Source organism: Pseudomonas sp. RT6P73 (assembly GCF_054897715.1).
This window is the reverse complement of sequence record NZ_JBUBUV010000002.1, coordinates 1,510,192-1,527,204: the sequence shown is the minus strand read 5'-3', so window position 1 is coordinate 1,527,204 and position 17,013 is coordinate 1,510,192. Positions and strand designations below refer to the sequence as shown.

At 60.1% G+C, this 17,013-nt stretch carries 13 protein-coding genes; 5 read left to right on the top strand and 8 right to left on the bottom strand.

Annotated features, from left to right (window positions below; genetic code table 11):
• Positions 1-43: 43 nt before the first annotated feature.
• The gene (locus ACYZT6_RS07510; protein WP_462026338.1) at positions 44-1,453 is read right to left on the bottom strand and encodes an aminotransferase-like domain-containing protein; all 1,410 of its coding nucleotides are present in this window, start codon (positions 1,451-1,453) and stop codon (positions 44-46) included.
• 136 nt (positions 1,454-1,589) lie between these two features.
• Between ACYZT6_RS07510 and ACYZT6_RS07505 the strand changes: the two genes are divergently transcribed.
• Positions 1,590-2,477 carry a DMT family transporter gene (locus ACYZT6_RS07505; protein ID WP_462029916.1) on the top strand — a complete coding sequence of 296 codons (888 nt, stop codon included), beginning with the start codon at positions 1,590-1,592 and terminating at the stop codon, positions 2,475-2,477.
• 103 nt (positions 2,478-2,580) lie between these two features.
• On the opposite strand, the gene prpD is transcribed toward ACYZT6_RS07505, so the two are convergent.
• The 6 genes from prpD to ACYZT6_RS07475 form a co-directional block, all read right to left on the bottom strand.
• Positions 2,581-4,065 (bottom strand): 2-methylcitrate dehydratase, encoded by a 1,485-nt coding sequence (gene prpD, locus ACYZT6_RS07500; RefSeq protein ID WP_462026337.1) that lies wholly within the window; start codon positions 4,063-4,065, stop codon positions 2,581-2,583.
• Positions 4,066-4,240: 175 nt separating this feature from the next.
• Positions 4,241-5,431, bottom strand: coding sequence for a 2-methylaconitate cis-trans isomerase PrpF (gene prpF, locus ACYZT6_RS07495; RefSeq protein WP_462026336.1), 1,191 nt, complete (start codon positions 5,429-5,431; stop codon positions 4,241-4,243).
• A 56-nt stretch (positions 5,432-5,487) separates the two neighbouring features.
• A complete protein-coding gene (gene acnD / locus ACYZT6_RS07490; protein ID WP_462026335.1) occupies positions 5,488-8,082 on the bottom strand; it encodes a Fe/S-dependent 2-methylisocitrate dehydratase AcnD in 2,595 nt (864 codons plus the stop codon).
• A 193-nt stretch (positions 8,083-8,275) separates the two neighbouring features.
• On the bottom strand, positions 8,276-9,403 hold the full coding sequence (gene prpC, locus ACYZT6_RS07485) for a bifunctional 2-methylcitrate synthase/citrate synthase (protein ID WP_462026334.1): 1,128 nt from the start codon (positions 9,401-9,403) through the stop codon (positions 8,276-8,278).
• 244 nt (positions 9,404-9,647) lie between these two features.
• Positions 9,648-10,538, bottom strand: a complete 891-nt coding sequence (prpB, locus tag ACYZT6_RS07480) for a methylisocitrate lyase (RefSeq protein ID WP_462026333.1) — start codon at positions 10,536-10,538, stop codon at positions 9,648-9,650.
• Entirely contained in the window at positions 10,535-11,257 is a 723-nt protein-coding gene (locus tag ACYZT6_RS07475; protein ID WP_462026332.1) for a GntR family transcriptional regulator, read from the bottom strand. The genes prpB and ACYZT6_RS07475 overlap by 4 nt, the downstream gene beginning before the upstream one ends.
• A gap of 298 nt (positions 11,258-11,555) precedes the next feature.
• On the opposite strand from ACYZT6_RS07475, the gene rloA reads away from it, so the two are divergent.
• The 4 genes from rloA to pabB all read left to right on the top strand — a co-directional run bounded on the left by rloA (position 11,556) and on the right by pabB (position 16,182).
• Positions 11,556-12,092: a retropepsin-like aspartic peptidase RloA gene (rloA, locus tag ACYZT6_RS07470; protein WP_462026331.1), complete on the top strand. Its 537-nt coding sequence runs from the start codon at positions 11,556-11,558 to the stop codon at positions 12,090-12,092.
• Between the two features lie 5 nt (positions 12,093-12,097).
• Positions 12,098-13,633: an osmotic stress tolerance membrane protein RloB gene (rloB, locus tag ACYZT6_RS07465; protein ID WP_462026330.1), complete on the top strand. Its 1,536-nt coding sequence runs from the start codon at positions 12,098-12,100 to the stop codon at positions 13,631-13,633.
• Positions 13,633-14,619 carry an alpha-L-glutamate ligase-like protein gene (locus ACYZT6_RS07460; RefSeq protein WP_462026329.1) on the top strand — a complete coding sequence of 329 codons (987 nt, stop codon included), beginning with the start codon at positions 13,633-13,635 and terminating at the stop codon, positions 14,617-14,619. The genes rloB and ACYZT6_RS07460 overlap by 1 nt, the downstream gene beginning before the upstream one ends.
• Before the next feature lie 225 nt (positions 14,620-14,844).
• Positions 14,845-16,182 carry an aminodeoxychorismate synthase component I gene (gene pabB, locus ACYZT6_RS07455; protein ID WP_462026328.1) on the top strand — a complete coding sequence of 446 codons (1,338 nt, stop codon included), beginning with the start codon at positions 14,845-14,847 and terminating at the stop codon, positions 16,180-16,182.
• A gap of 87 nt (positions 16,183-16,269) precedes the next feature.
• Here pabB and thrH read toward each other — a convergent pair whose 3' ends face one another.
• Positions 16,270-16,887: a bifunctional phosphoserine phosphatase/homoserine phosphotransferase ThrH gene (gene thrH / locus ACYZT6_RS07450; RefSeq protein ID WP_109628821.1), complete on the bottom strand. Its 618-nt coding sequence runs from the start codon at positions 16,885-16,887 to the stop codon at positions 16,270-16,272.
• Positions 16,888-17,013 lie beyond the last annotated feature (126 nt).

Below are 17,013 nucleotides of genomic sequence, written 5' to 3'. Positions count from 1 at the left end.
GACGGAAATCCCTGTGGGAGCGTGGCTTGCCCGCGATGAACGATTACACGGTCTCTGTTAATGCCCCAACCAGCGCATCAAACCCGCGCAATAGCAACCGATCATCCCCCGCCGAATTACACACACTCGCCCGAATAAACTGCGGCACCACTACATGCCCGACCGCAAACGCCTCCGCGGTGGCCACCAGATAATTGTTCTGCTTAAGCTCCGCAGCAATCTGCGACGCCCGCCACGGTTCGGGCACTTCGATCCAGAAGTGTGGGCTATGGGGATGAGTCTTGTATCCGACCTCTTCTAACACTGGGCTGACCAAACGCTTGCGGCGGCTGATTTCGACAATCTGCTGCCCCAGCAACTGCTCGGCTATCCCGTTTTCGATCCATGCGGTCGCCAGTTCCATCGACAGTGGACTGGCCATCCAGCACGTCCCGCGCAGCGCAGCACTCAGTCGCCCGATCAACGGCAGCGGCGCGTGCAGGTAACCGACCCTTAAACCGGCGGAAACCGCCTTGCTCAGGCTGCCGATCAGCACTGAGCGCTCAGGGGCAAAGTGACTCACGGGCAATGGGCGCTGCTGCGCCAGCACGGCGTGGGCTTCGTCTTCGATGATCAGCAGATTGTGCTGGCGACAGACTTCTGCAATCGCCTCGCGCCGTGGGACCGACATCACCGCCGCCGTAGGATTCTGGATGGTTGGCGTGCAGTACACCGCTGATACCCGATGATGCTGGCAAACGTCCGACAGCGCATCGGGCAGCAATCCTTCGTCATCCATCCCGACACCGATCAGCTTTATGCCGAGCATGCGTGCAACGCTGATCAGCCCTGGGTAGGTCAAATGCTCGGTCACTAACGTGTCGCCGGGTTTGAGCAGCGCCATCAACACGCAGAGCAACCCGTGCTGGCCGCCGTTGACGCAAATGACCTGCTCGACGTTCGGCACGAATGCCTGGTGCCGCAGCCAATCGGCGCCTGCCACCCGGTGACGGAGGAGCCCGCCATCGGCGGTATAACCGCTGATCATCTGCAAGGTGCGCGGGTCGCCGGCCAAGGCCTGCAGACTCTGACTCAGAAAGACGGCTTCCTGCCCCGGAATCGGCTGATTCCGACTCATATCGAAGTAAGGCTGTGGCTCGTCGCTGACATTGCGGAAGCCAGAATCGCGCGGCCGTTCCATCCCGCGCTGACGCACATAAGTGCCATCTCCTACACGAGCCACGACCAACCCTACCCGCTCGAGCTCGCCATACGCCCGGCTGATGGTGCCGATGGTCACGCCCAGGCTGTCCGCCAACAAACGATGGGGCGGCAGTTTGCTGCCCGGCTCGATCAAGCCTTCGCCGATGCTTTTTTCGAGGGCTTCGGCCAGGCGTTTGTACTTCACGCCGCGCCCATGGGCCAAGCCTTCGCGCAGGATTGACACCGTGGCAATACTTACTTTGACAGTCATTTCCATCCCGAATAGCGTGCTGAAAACAGGTTCAATCAGGGATAGACCTATTTGGTAAACAGGTCAATTCCGACGACGAAGGAGCACGCTCATGTCCATGGCCCTCACCGCCAATTCAATTATCCGAAAACCCTGGCTGGCGGGACTGGTGACCAGCGCGTTGTTCCTGATCGTTTGCCTGAGTTGGGGCACCACATGGCTGGGCATCAAGATTGCCGTCGAAAGTGTGCCGCCGCTGACTGCCGCCGGCCTGCGTTTTCTGATCGCCTTTCCGCTGTTTTTGAGCTTCGCCCTGCTGCGTCGAGAGCCGCTGCTGTTTCCCCGGCAAAGTCGCTGGTTTTTCGTGTTCGTCACGCTGTCGTATTTCAGCCTGCCGTATTACTTGCTCAACTACGGCGAGATGCACGTTTCCTCCGGCCTGACCGCGCTGCTGTTCAGCTGCATGCCGGTGTTCATCCTGATTTTTTCAGCAGTGTTGTTGCGGGAGAAAATCTATCCCTCGCAAGTGATCGGCATCGCCATTGGTTTCGGCAGTCTGTTCATGATTATCCGCAGCCAGGGCTTGCACCTGGACCACGCCGAATTCTTCGGGGTGCTGGCGATACTGACGGCGGCGGTGATGCATGCGCTGTGTTACGTGATTACCAAGAAGCAAGGCAATGCGATCAGCGTGATTACTTACAACACGCTGCCCATCGGCCTGGCCGGTTTGATGCTGTTCGTGGCGGGGCTGCGCTTTGAAGCGCCGGTGTTCGATGACATCACCGCCCGCTCGTGGGGGGCCCTGCTGTATCTGGGGCTGGTGGCGTCGGTGGGCGGGTTTATCGTTTACTTTTTGCTGCTCAAGCGACTGAGCCCGATCATTCTGTCGTTCGTGTTTATTATTTTTCCGGTGTTTGCGGTGGTTATTGGGGCTTGGTACGAGGGGCAGAATCTGAGCCGGGAGTTGATGATTTACTCGGCGGTGTTGCTGGCGGGATTTGCCATAACCAAATTACCCGTCGAAAAATGGCGCAAGACCTGAACACGTCCCCTTGCAGGAGCCAGGCTTGCCGGCGAAGGCGTACTTGAGGACGCCTTCGCCGGCAAGTCGGATCGCCGCACCGCTGGCTCCTACAGGATCGGGGTCAGATCACGAATAGGTCGACAAAACGATTCACCGGCGTGGCTTCAAGCGCAGCCTGATCCTTGCACAACGCAAAAATCTCGGCACTTCGCTGCGCTGTGAATCGTGTCGCCAGGTTGGCCTTGAACTTGTCCTCCAACAGCGGAATGCCATCGGTGCGGCGACGGCGATGGCCGATCGGATACTCGACCACCACGTTGTCAGTAATGGAGCCGTCCTTGAAGAACACCTGCACCGCGTTGGCAATCGAGCGTTTGTCGGGTTCCAGGTATTCGCGGGTATAACGCGGGTCTTCAACGATGACCATTTTCTCGCGCAGCACGTCGATGATCGGATGCGCCGCGTGGAAATCATCTTCGTATTGCTCGGCCACCAGATTGCCAAACGCCAGCGGCACGGCAGTCATGTACTGAATGCAATGGTCACGGTCGGCAGCATTGGCCAACGGGCCGACCTTTGAAATGATCCGGATCGCCGATTCGTGGGTGGTGATGACGATTCTGTCGATTTCATGCAGGCGATTTCTGACTTGCGGGTGCAGGGTCACTGCCGCTTCGCAGGCGGTTTGCGCGTGGAATTCGGCGGGGAAACTGATTTTGAACAACACGTTTTCCATCACGTAGCTGCCGTAGGTGAGGGAGAAGCTGAACGCGCGTTTGTCTTCGGACTTGAGCGCCAGATCGTTGTTGGTGTGGCTGAACAACACGTCGTAGAAACCCCACTGCTTGGCGGTCAGCACACCGGGAATACCCATCTCGCCGCGCATCGCAATGTCTGCCAGGCGCACGCCCCGGCTGGACGCATCGCCCGCTGCCCAGGATTTGCGCGACCCGGCATTCGGCGCATGCCGATACGTGCGCAGCGCCTGGCCGTCGGCAAAGGCGTGGGATAACGCCGACAGCAACTGCTCGCGATTGGCGCCCATGAGTTTGGCGGTCACGGCGGTTGAGGCGACTTTCACCAGAATGACGTGATCGAGTCCTACACGATTGAAGGAGTTTTCCAGTGCGATCACGCCTTGAATCTCGTGGGCCATGATCATGGCTTCGAGCACAGCGCGAATGGTCAGCGGCGCATCGCCGTTGGCCAGGCGCTTTTGCGAGAGGTGGTCGGCCACCGCGAGAATGCCGCCGAGGTTATCGGACGGATGACCCCATTCGGCGGCGAGCCAGGTGTCGTTGTAATCGAGCCAACGCACGATGCAACCGATGTCCCACGCCGCTTTGACGGGGTCGAGACGGAAACGGGTGCCGGGGACACGCGCACCGAACGGGACGACGGTGCCTTCGACGATCGGGCCAAGGTGTTTGGTGCATTCGGGAAAGCGCAGGGCCAGCAGGCCACAGCCGAGGGTGTCGATCAGGCAGTTGCGGGCGGTGTCCAGCGCTTCTTGGGATTCGATTTTGAAGTTGAGGACGTAATCGGCGATGTCCTGCAGGACGGCGTCGTAGTCGGGGCGGTTGTTCAGGTCGACGTTGGCGCTCATGTTCGATTCACTCTTGAAGTGGTTCGTTGATGGGACCTCGGTTCAGGGAGCAATCTCAGTGGGTTACTGATTTCTTATTTTGGAATACGCCCCTGTAGGAGCCAGGCTTGCCGGCGAAGGCGATCTTGAAGACGCCTTCGCCGGCAAGCCTGGCTCCTACAGGGGATGGTGTCAGTCAGAAAGAATCACCCGGCACGCGCACGAACCCTTCCATCAACACCCGCGCACTGCGGCTCATGATGGCTTTGTTCACGGTCCATTCGCCGCTCACCTGGCTGGCCTCGGCCCCCACACGCAACGTGCCGGACGGATGTCCGAAGCGCACCGCGTTACGTTCAATGCCACCTGCCGCGAGGTTGACCAAGGTGCCGGAAATCGCTGCAGCAGTACCGATTGCAACCGCCGCCGTGCCCATCATCGCGTGGTGCAATTTACCCATCGACAACGCGCGCACCAGCAGGTCGACATCACCCGCCGCAATCGCCTTGCCACTGGACGCCACGTAGTCCGCTGGCTTGGCCACAAAGGCAACCTTGGGCGTGTGCTGACGCTTGGCCGCTTCGTCCAGGTCCTTGATCAAACCCATGCGCAAGGCGCCATAAGCACGGATGGTCTCGAACATCAGCAAGGCTTTCGGATCGCCATTGATCGCGCCCTGCAACTCGGTACCGGTGTAACCGATGTCTTCTGCGTTAACAAAAATCGTCGGGATGCCGGCATTGATCATGGTCGCCTTGAAGGTGCCGACACCAGGCACTTCGAGGTCATCCACCAGGTTGCCGGTGGGGAACATCGAACCACCGCCGCCCTCTTCTTCCGCTGCCGGGTCCATGAATTCGACTTGCACTTCGGCAGCGGGAAAGGTCACGCCGTCGAGTTCGAAATCACCGGTTTCCTGCACTTCACCATTGGTGATCGGCACGTGGGCGATGATGGTCTTGCCGATGTTGGCCTGCCACACGCGCACCACGGCAATGCCGTTCTGCGGGATGCGGCTGGCATCGACCAGACCATTGCTGATGGCGAACGAACCGACCGCTGCCGACAGGTTGCCGCAGTTGCCGCTCCAGTCGACGAAAGGCTTGTCGATCGAGACCTGGCCGAACAAGTAATCGACGTCGTGATCCGCCTTGATGCTTTTCGACAGGATCACGGTTTTGCTGGTGCTGGACGTCGCGCCACCCATGCCGTCGATTTGCTTGTCGTACGGGTCGGGGCTGCCGATCACCCGCAGCAACAAGGCATCGCGTGCGGGGCCGGGAACCTGTGCTGCTTCGGGCAAATCCTTCAGGCTGAAAAACACGCCTTTGCTGGTGCCGCCGCGCATGTAGGTGGCGGGGATTTTGATCTGAGGTACGTGAGCCATTGGTGCTCCTTCAAAGCGGGCAAGGGACATGGAATCCCCTGCCCGCACATCGTGTTTTAGACAGCGACTGCCGACTCTTCGAGGAAGTCCTGCGCGAAGCGCTGCAACACGCCACCGGCCTCGTAGATCGACACTTCTTCGGCGGTGTCGAGGCGGCAGGTCACCGGAACTTCGACGCGTTCGCCATTCTTGCGATTGATCACCAGCGTCAGTTCGGCGCGCGGCGTGCGCTCACCGATCACGTCGTAGGTTTCGCTGCCGTCGATGGCCAGGGTGTGACGGTCGGTGCCCGGTTTGAACTCCAGCGGCAACACGCCCATACCCACCAGGTTGGTGCGGTGAATGCGCTCGAAACCTTCGGCCGCAATCGCTTCCACACCCGCCAGACGCACACCTTTGGCCGCCCAGTCGCGGGACGAACCCTGACCGTAGTCGGCGCCGGCAATGATGATGAGCGGCTGCTTGCGTTCCATGTAGGTTTCGATGGCTTCCCACATGCGCATGACTTGGCCTTCCGGCTCGACACGAGCCAGCGAGCCCTGCTTGACCTTGCCGTTTTCCTGAACCATTTCGTTGAACAGTTTCGGGTTGGCGAAAGTCGCGCGTTGCGCGGTCAGGTGGTCACCGCGGTGCGTGGCGTAAGAGTTGAAGTCCTCTTCCGGCAAGCCCATTTTCGCCAGGTACTCGCCAGCGGCGCTGTCGAGCATGATCGCGTTCGACGGCGACAGGTGATCGGTGGTGATGTTGTCCGGCAGCACCGCCAGCGGGCGCATGCCCTTGAGCGGACGTGCGCCAGCCAAGGCGCCTTCCCAGTACGGCGGACGGCGGATGTAGGTGCTCATTTCGCGCCAGTCGTACAGCGGCGTGACTTTCGGGCCGGTGTCTTCGTGTATGGCGAACATCGGAATGTAGACCTGACGGAACTGCTCCGGCTTGACCGAGGCTTTCACCACCGCGTCGATTTCTTCGTCGCTCGGCCAGATGTCTTTCAGGCGGATTTCCTTGCCATCGACCACGCCCAGCACATCTTTTTCGATGTCGAAACGGATGGTTCCGGCGATGGCGTAAGCCACGACCAACGGTGGCGAAGCCAGGAACGCGTTCTTGGCGTACGGGTGAATCCGGCCGTCGAAGTTGCGGTTACCGGAAAGCACGGCGGTGGCGTACAGGTCGCGGTCGATGATCTCTTGCTGGATCACCGGGTCCAGTGCGCCGGACATGCCGTTGCAGGTGGTGCAGGCAAAAGCGACGATGCCGAAGCCGAGTTGCTCCAGTTCGCTGGTGAGGCCGGCTTCGTCGAGGTACAGCGCGACAGTTTTCGAACCTGGCGCCAGGGACGATTTCACCCACGGTTTACGGGTCAGCCCGAGCTTGTTGGCATTGCGCGCCAGCAGGCCGGCGGCGATGACGTTGCGCGGGTTGCTGGTGTTGGTGCAACTGGTGATGGCGGCGATGATCACCGCGCCGTCCGGCATCTGGCCGGGCACTTCGGTCCACTGACCGGAGATGCCTTGGGCGGCGAGATCCGAGGTCGCAACGCGAGCGTGCGGGTTGCTCGGACCGGCCATGTTGCGCACAACCGAGGACAGGTTGAAGGTCAAGCCACGCTCGTATTGCGCATTCTTCAAACTGTCAGCCCACAGACCTGTGGTCTTGGCGTAGTGCTCGACCAACTGCACCTGCTCGTCTTCCCGGCCGGTGAGTTTGAGGTAGTCGATGGTTTGCTGATCGATGTAAAACATCGCCGCCGTGGCGCCGTACTCCGGGGCCATGTTGGAGATGGTTGCGCGGTCGCCGAGGGTCAGCGCGGCGGCGCCTTCGCCGAAGAACTCCAGCCATGCGCCGACAACTTTTTGCTTGCGCAGGAACTCGGTCAGCGCCAGCACCATGTCGGTGGCGGTGATGCCCGGTTGCAGCTTGCCGGTCAGTTCAACGCCGACGCTTTCCGGCAGGCGCATCCACGACGCGCGGCCGAGCATCACGCTTTCAGCTTCCAGACCCCCGACACCGATGGCAATCACGCCCAGCGCATCGACGTGCGGAGTGTGGCTGTCGGTGCCGACGCAGGTGTCAGGGAACGCCACACCGTCGCGCACCTGGATCACCGGGGACATTTTCTCCAGATTGATCTGGTGCATGATCCCGTTGCCCGGTGGAATCACATCAACGTTTTTGAAGGCCTTTTTGGTCCAGTTGATGAAGTGGAAACGGTCTTCGTTGCGACGGTCTTCGATGGCGCGGTTCTTCTCGAACGCCTCCGGATCGAAACCACCGCGCTCGACGGCCAGGGAGTGGTCGACGATCAACTGCGTCGGCACCACCGGATTCACTTGCGCGGGGTCGCCACCTTGCAGGGCGATCGCGTCACGCAGGCCGGCGAGGTCGACCAGAGCGGTCTGGCCGAGAATGTCGTGGCACACCACGCGGGCCGGGAACCACGGGAAGTCGAGGTCGCGTTTGCGTTCGATGAATTGCTTCAGGGATTCGGTGAGCGTGGCCGGGTCGCAGCGACGCACCAGGTTTTCCGCCAGCACGCGGGAGGTGTACGGCAGAGTGTCGTAGGCGCCGGGCTGGATGGCCTCGACAGCCGCGCGGACGTCGAAGTAATCCAGATGGCTGCCGGGCAGCGGTTTGCGGAATTCAGTGTTCATCGTCAGGACTCGGTCACGGTGGTTACAAAAGGTGGGGCCACTGCTGCTGAAGTGAACACAATCCTGTAGGAGCGAAGCTTGCTCGCGAAAGCGGTATGTCAGCCGACATCAATGTTGAATGTCAGTGCGTCTTCGCGAGCAAGCTTCGCTCCTACAGGGGGCTTGGTTCATTCAGCACCACCGCCCTCACCATTCAGCGTTGTTCGATTGGCACGAACTTGCGCTGTTCGACGCCGACGTACTCGGCGCTCGGGCGGATGATGCGGTTGTTGGCACGTTGTTCGAACACGTGGGCCGCCCAGCCGGTCAGGCGCGAGCAGACGAAGATCGGTGTGAACAACTTGGTCGGAATGCCCATGAAGTGGTACGTCGACGCATGGTAGAAGTCGGCGTTCGGGAACAGTTTTTTCTGCTCCCACATGGTCTTGTCGATGGCTTCGGAAACCGGGAACAACACCGTGTCGCCCACTTCTTCAGCGAGTTTTTTCGACCAGCCCTTGATCACTTCGTTACGCGGATCGTTGTCCTTATAGATCGCGTGACCGAAGCCCATGATCTTGTCCTTGCGCTCGAGCATGCCGAGGGTGCCTTTGATCGCCTCTTCCGGCGAGCTGAAGCGCTCGATCATTTCCATCGCCGCTTCGTTGGCGCCGCCGTGCAGCGGACCGCGCAGCGAACCGATGGCCGCCGTGACGCAGGAATACATGTCCGACAGCGTCGACGCGCAAACCCGTGCGGTGAAGGTCGAGGCGTTGAACTCGTGTTCCGCGTAGAGGATCAGCGAAACGTTCATCACTTTGACGTGCAACTCGCTCGGCTTCTTGTCGTGCAGCAGGTGCAGGAAGTGGCCGCCGATGGATTGCTCGTCGCTCACGCAGCTGATGCGTTTGCCGTCGTGGCTGAAGCGATACCAGTAGCACATGATCGCCGGGAACGCGGCCAGCAAACGGTCAGTCACGTCGTGTTGTTCGGAGAAATCTTTCTCCGGTTCGATATTGCCCAGGAACGAGCAACCGGTGCGCATCACGTCCATCGGGTGGGCGTCGGCGGGGATGCGTTCCAGCACTTCTTTCAGCGCTTGCGGCAGGTCGCGCAGCTTGCTCAATTTGCTCACGTAAGCGGCGAGTTGTGCCTTGGTCGGCAGTTCGCCGTAAAGCAGCAGGTAAGCCACTTCTTCGAATTGCGCGTCAGCCGCCAGTTCGCGAACGTCGTAGCCGCGATAGGTCAGGCCGGCGCCCGACTGGCCCACGGTGGACAGAGCGGTTTGCCCGGCAACCTGGCCACGGAGCCCGGCGCCACTGAGTACTTTTGCTTCGGCCATTGCTGTCTCCAGTTTTCTTGAATTTGTTAGGGAATCTGCAATTTCTAAACGGTTATCTTCTTTGCGTAGCAGCTGTCGAGCCTGCGAGGCTGCGTCCGGCTGCGCAGCAGTCGTAAAACCTGCCTACGCGGTGTATCTGAAAGACCGAATCGCTTGGTTTTGCGAGTCCTGCGGCCTCGAACGCAGCCTCGCAGGCTCGGCAGCTGCTACATCAATGCATCCATTTACAAAGGTTCGTTCGTCGTTATTTCTTCGCGGCAAACAACGCATCGAGCTTCTGCTCGAAGGTGTGGTAGTCGATGCGATCGTAAAGCTCCATGCGGGTTTGCATGGTGTCGATGACGTTCTGTTGCGTGCCGTCGCGGCGGATCGCGGTGTAGACGTTTTCCGCCGCCTTGTTCATCGCGCGGAACGCGGACAATGGGTATAGCACCAGCGACACGTCGGCAGCGGCAAGTTGATCGGTGGTGTACAGCGGGGTCGCGCCGAATTCGGTGATGTTGGCCAGGATCGGCGCTTTCACGCGGTTGGCGAACAGCTTGTACATGTCCAGTTCGGTGATGGCTTCCGGGAAGATCATGTCGGCGCCGGCCTCGATGCACGCCGCGGCGCGATCCAGGGCGGATTCCAGACCTTCCACCGCCAGCGCATCGGTGCGGGCCATGATCACGAAGCTGTCATCGGTGCGCGCGTCCACCGCTGCCTTGATCCGGTCGACCATTTCCTGCAGCGACACGATCTCTTTATTAGGACGGTGACCGCAGCGCTTGGCGCCAACCTGGTCTTCGATGTGAATCGCCGCTGCGCCGAACTTGATCATCGACTTGACGGTGCGCGCGACGTTGAACGCCGAGGAACCGAAACCGGTGTCCACGTCCACCAGCAGCGGCAGGTCGCACACGTCGGTAATGCGGCGGACGTCGGTCAGCACGTCATCCAGGCCGGTAATGCCCAGGTCCGGCACGCCGAGGGAGCCGGCAGCCACCCCGCCCCCCGACAGGTAAATAGCCTTGAAACCGGCGCGTTTGGCCAGCAGCGCGTGGTTGGCGTTGATCGCGCCGACCACTTGCAGCGGATGTTCGCTGGCGACCGCATCGCGGAAACGCTGGCCTGGAGTGCTCTTGTTGGAACTCATGACTCACCTCGTTCAGTGGCTGTCTGGTTAGCGCCGTCCTGGTAATGACGGGCAATATTGCGTTTGGAGGCGCCGATGTGGCGGCGCATCAACAACTCGGCTAGCTCACCGTCACGGTCGGCGATGGCGTCGAGAATTCGGTGGTGCTCGGCAAAGGCCTGGTGCGGGCGATTGGGCGTGGTGGAAAACTGGATGCGGTACATGCGCACCAGCTGATACAGCTCGCCGCACAGCATTTGCGTCAGGGTGCGGTTGCCGCTGCCCTGGATGATCCGGTAGTGGAAGTCGAAGTCGCCTTCCTGCTGGTAATAGCCTTTGCCTGCCTGAAACGCCTCATCGCGCTCGTGGGTTTCGAGGACCCGGCGCAGTTCGTCGATTTCTTCGACGGTCATGCGCTCGGCCGCCAGACGGCAGGCCATGCCTTCGAGGGATTCGCGAATCTCGTAGAGCTCCAGCAGCTCGGCATGGCTCAGCGAAACTACCCGCGCCCCGACGTGCGGTACACGGACCAGCAAGCGCTGGCCTTCCAGACGATGGATCGCCTCGCGCAGCGGTCCGCGGCTGATGCCATAGGTGCGGGCCAGTTCCGGCTCGGAGATCTTGCTGCCCGGGGCGATTTCGCCTTTGACGATGGCCGCCTGAATGCGGCGGAAGACGTTTTCGGACAGCGTCTCCGAATCGTCTTGCGTAACCATCGGGGGATCGAGTTGATCCAGCATATTGTCGACACCTTGAAAGCTGATGCGGCAAAAACTAGCGAAAACAGGCGCAACAGTCAAAGAATAAATAGATAGTGTCGACAATCGTCTAATAACCGACTGCACTACAACAAAGCAGCCCTCTGTTTATAGCCCCCTGCCAGCGCTGGCGCCATAAACCCACCGTGCTAGAATGCCGGCCGCATTTGTTTGTGACATCTGCACTGCTTGTCATAAATAGTTGATAGGCATACGAGGGAGCTTGCGCAGCGATGCCAGGGCCTTGAATCGAAGTACGGACCGCTGCGCACCAGGATTTATGAGACTCAAGCCCTTCCCCACCTTCCTTTATCTTCTTTGCCTGCCCGGTTTTGCCGCGGCGGGGGAAAAGACCGTGTACGGCCTCAACGAATACGCTTCCCTGAACGGCATCGACCTGGAAGTCGCCGCCAAACTCGACACCGGGGCGAAAACAGCGTCCTTGAGTGCCCGCGATATCAAGCGCTTCAAACGCAATGGCGAGTCCTGGGTGCGCTTCTATCTGGCCATCGACACCGCGCATTCGCACCCCATCGAACGGCCACTGGCCCGCGTCAGCAAGATCAAGCGTCGTGCTGGCGACTACGACCCGGATGAAGGCAAAAAATACACCGCCCGTCCGGTGATTGAGCTGGATATCTGCATGGGTTCGGCTTTACGCAGCATCGAAGTGAACTTGACTGACCGAAGTGCCTTCCAATATCCACTCTTGATCGGCTCCGAAGCGCTGAAACGCTTCGACGCGCTGGTCGACCCCAGTCTTAAATACGCTGCTGGCAAACCCGCCTGCGCCACCGACGCACATACCGCAGAGTAATTCCAATGCGCGCTCTTACCCTCCATCTGAAAATGCTGATCGCCATCCTGGTGGTCCTGGGCATTTCAGTTACGGCCTATCAGATTTTCGTGCTCGGCATTCCCGTGACCGAAGACGCCACCGACGACCTGTGGAACATCGACGCCAAGGTCGAGTTCGTCGCCAGTGCCAAAGACCCGGTCAAGATCCAGATGTTCGTGCCGCCGCTGAGCCGCGATTACGTCAGCCTCAACGAAAGCTTCATTTCCAATAACTACGGCGTGGCCGTGAACCGCGTCGACGGCAACCGCAAGGTGACCTGGTCGGCACGCCGGGCCAAGGGCAATCAAACCCTTTATTACCGTCTGGTGCTGACCAAGCGCTACACCGGCGAAAAATCCAAGGTCAAAGGCCCGACCTTCCGCGACAGCATCGCCGTCGAAGGCGCGGAGAAGATCGCCGCCGAAGCCCTGCTCGCGCCGATCCGCCAACATTCGGCCGACGTCGAAACCTTCATCGGCGAAGCCATCAAGCGTGTCAACAATCTCAACGACGACAACGTGAAGCTGTTGCTGGGCGGCGATCCGTCCCCCGGACACAAAGCGAAAATCGTCGAGCTGGTGCTGTCCATCGCCCACGTACCGGTGGAAAAGGTCCACACCATTCGTCTGGTGGCCGACCAGCCACAAACGCCGGAACTCTGGCTGCGCAGCTTCAATGGCGCTGACTGGCTGTACTTCAACCCGGAAACCGGTGAGCAAGGCCTGCCGACCGACCGCCTGCTGTGGTGGACCGGCGACGAAAACCTGATCACCGTCGATGGCGGCAAGAAAGCCAACGTGACGTTCAGCCTTAACAACAGCGAAATGAACGCCATTCGCCTGGCCAAGCTGACCGACGAAAACACTGACGCCAACTTCCTCGAATACTCGCTGTACGGTTTGCCGCTGCAAACCCAGCAGACCTTCATGATCATGGTGATGATCCCGATCGGCGTGCTGGTGATCCTGATCCTGCGCAACCTGATCGGCCTGCAGACCCTCGGCACCTTTACCCCGGTGCTGATCGCGCTCGCCTTCCGCGAAACCCAGCTTGGCTTCGGTATCGTGCTGTTTACGGTCATTACGGCGCTGGGGCTATCACTGCGTTCCTACCTTGAACACTTGAAGTTGCAGATGCTGCCGAGGCTGTCAGTGGTGCTGACCTTTGTGGTGGTGTTGATCGCGGCGATCAGCCTGTTCAGCCATAAACTCGGGCTGGAACGCGGGTTGTCGGTGGCGCTGTTCCCGATGGTGATTCTGACCATGACCATCGAACGGCTGTCGATTACCTGGGAAGAACGCGGTTCCGGGCATGCCATGAAAGTGGCCATCGGTACGCTGTTCGCCGCCTCCCTGGCGCACCTGATCATGAGCGTTCCGGAGCTGGTGTACTTCGTGTTCACCTTCCCGGCAATCCTGCTGATCCTGGTGGGCTTCATGCTGGCGATGGGTCGTTATCGCGGTTACCGCCTGACCGAGCTGGTGCGTTTCAAGGCTTTCCTGAAGAAGGCTGACGCCTGATGTTCGGCTTCTGGAAGACCTGGAAGGCCCTGGAAGCCCGGGGCATCATGGGGATCAATCGGCGTAACGCGGACTACGTGCTCAAGTACAACAAGCGCAGCCTGTACCCGATTGTCGATGACAAGATCATCACCAAGGAGCGCGCGATCAAGGCCGGCATTCACGTGCCGGAGCTGTACGGCGTAATCTCCACCGAGAAGGAAATCGATAACCTCGACAAGATCATCGGTGAGCGCAACGACTTCGTGATCAAACCGGCCCAGGGCGCGGGCGGCGACGGCATCATTGTGGTTGCCGACCGTTTCGAGGGCCGCTATCGCACGGTGTCCGGCAAGATCATCAGTCATGAGGAAATCGAGCACCATGTCTCCAGCATCCTCACCGGCCTGTATTCCCTGGGCGGTCACCGCGACCGCGCACTGATCGAATACCGGGTGATCCCGGACCAGATCTTCAAAAGCATCAGCTACGAAGGCGTGCCGGACATCCGCATCATCGTGCTGATGGGCTACCCGGTGATGGCCATGCTGCGCTTGCCGACGCGCCAGTCCGGCGGCAAGGCCAACCTGCACCAGGGCGCCATCGGCGTCGGCGTCGACCTCGCGACCGGTCAGACTCTGCGTGGCACTTGGCTGAACAACATCATCACCAAACACCCGGACACCACCAATGCGGTGGACGGCGTGCAACTGCCCTACTGGGACGGCTTCATGAAACTCGCTGCCGGCTGTTATGAGCTATGCGGTCTGGGTTACATCGGTGTCGACATGGTGCTGGACCAGGAAAAAGGCCCGCTGATTCTTGAACTCAATGCCCGGCCCGGGTTGAACATTCAGATTGCCAATGACTGCGGGCTGACGCTGCGCACCCATGCGGTTGAAGCGCGGCTGGAAGAGTTGAAGGCGCGCGGGGTTGTTGAGACGGTTCAGGAGCGGGTTGAGTTTGTTCAGGAGATGTTTGGGCATATTCCTGCGGTTGAGGGTTGATCCGGAACCGAGTCGCCCGCATCGCTAGCAGGCTAGCTCCCACAGTGGATCTGTGTCGCACTGAAGATCAAATGTGGGAGCTAGCCTGCTAGCGATGACTGACTCCCAGTCACCACAGCCCCCAACCCTGCCGCCAATCTGCCAATCCCCGACATCCCCTCTAGGAGCAAATCCTGCAGAGGACTACAATCGCCACCCCGCCTCGATGGCTGATCTGCCCCGCCCATGTTGACCTGTTCCGTACACCCGCTGCCCTATCGCGCCAACCCCGCCGAGTACTTCGCGGCGATTCGTCATGCCCCCGGCGCCGTGCTGCTCGACAGCGGACGGCCAACCGCTGATCGCGGGCGTTATGACCTGCTCAGCGCCTGGCCGCAGGAGCAGTTGGCGATGCTATCGGACGAGAGCGGCCTGCATTTCCTGCAGCGCCTTCGCGACAATCTAACGCGACTCGGTGAAGCGGCCGTTCCCAATGAACTGCCCTTCGCCGGTGGCCTGATCGGTTACCTGAGTTATGACTTCGGCCGGCACCTGGAACATCTGCCGAGCCAGGCGCAGGACGACCTGCAACTGCCGGATGCGCGTTTCGGGCTGTACGACTGGGCACTGATCAGCGATCACCACTTGGCAACCAGTCAACTGGTGTTCCATCCGACGCTGATCGACAGCGAACGCCAGCGCCTGATCGCTTTGTTCAGTCAGGCTTCGGCTGCACCGATCGAGCCGTTCACGCTGAAAGCGCCGATGAAAGCCGACCTGAGCGCCGATGAATATCGCCACGCCCTGGAACGCATTCAGCAATACATCCAGGCTGGGGATTGCTATCAGGTCAACTTCGCCCAGCGCTTCCGGGCTGAGTGCCAAGGTGATCCGTGGGCTGCGTATGTCGCGCTGCGGGCCGCGTGCCCGACACCGTTTTCCGGTTTTCAGAGCCTGCCCGACGGCGGCGCTGTGTTGAGCCTGTCTCCTGAGCGCTTCGTCAAAGTCAGCGAACGTCACGTGGAAACCCGCCCGATCAAAGGCACCCGCCCGCGGGGCTCGACCGCCGCCGAAGACGCGGCAAATGCCGCCGAACTGCTGGCCAGCCCCAAGGACCGCGCGGAAAACCTGATGATCGTCGACCTCCTGCGCAACGACCTCGGCCGCACCTGCCGTATCGGTTCTGTGCGGGTGCCGGAGTTGTTCAGTCTGGAAAGCTATCCGAATGTGCATCACCTGGTGAGCAGCGTGACCGGCGAACTGGCGGATGACCGGGACGCCCTGGACCTGATCGCCGGCAGTTTTCCGGGTGGCTCGATTACCGGTGCACCGAAGATTCGTGCCATGCAGATTATTGATGAGCTGGAGCCGACGCGGCGTGGGTTGTACTGCGGTTCGTTGCTGTACCTGGACGTGCGCGGCGAGATGGATAGCTCCATCGCAATTCGCAGTTTGCTGGTCAAGGATGGGCAGGTGTGCTGCTGGGGCGGTGGCGGGATTGTCGCGGACTCGGAGTGGCAGGCGGAGTATCAGGAATCGATCACCAAGGTGAAGGTTTTGCTCGATACCCTGCAAAACCTCTAAAAGCTTCGCGGGCAAGCCTCGCTCCTACAGGACCGCGTAAGCCCTTGTAGGAGCGAGGCTTGCCCGCGAAGGCATCAGTCCAGACGACTAAAGGCTCAAAGCCCGATTCGAAGCCTTGATGAACTCCTGCTTCAAATCCTCAAAGCTGTGCACCGCTGGAAATTGCGGAAACTCGCGAATCACGTTATCCGGGGCATGAAACAGAATCCCTGCATCCGCCTCACCCAGCATCGTGGTGTCGTTGTAGGAATCCCCCGCCGCAATCACCCGGTAGTAAAGGCTCTTGAACGCCAGAACCGACTGACGCTTCGGATCTTTCTGACGCAACTGATAGCTCGTCACCCGACCCGAATCGTCGGTAATCAGGCGATGACAAAGCAACGTCGGAAACCCCAGCTGACGCATCAGCGGCTGGGAAAACTCGTAGAAGGTGTCCGACAGAATCACCACCTGAAACCGCTCACGCAGCCAGTTGACGAACTCGATGGCGCCGTCCAGCGGCTTCAGCGTGGCGATCACTTCCTGAATGTCGGTGAGTTTCAAGCCGTGTTCGTCGAGAATCCGCAGGCGCTGCTTCATCAGCACGTCGTAGTCGGGAATGTCCCGGGTGGTCGCCCTCAGGGATTCAATACCGGTTTTTTCAGCGAACGCGATCCAGATTTCCGGGACCAGCACACCTTCGAGATCCAGACAGGCAATTTCCACAAGACACTCCCATTTGTATTGATTATTGAGTCGAGCGAGTAAAAGGACTGCCGAACTCTAGCGACTCAGGCTGCCCCGCGCAACGCAGAGGGCGCGCCAGCCGCTGCAGGATTTTGTTACCATCAG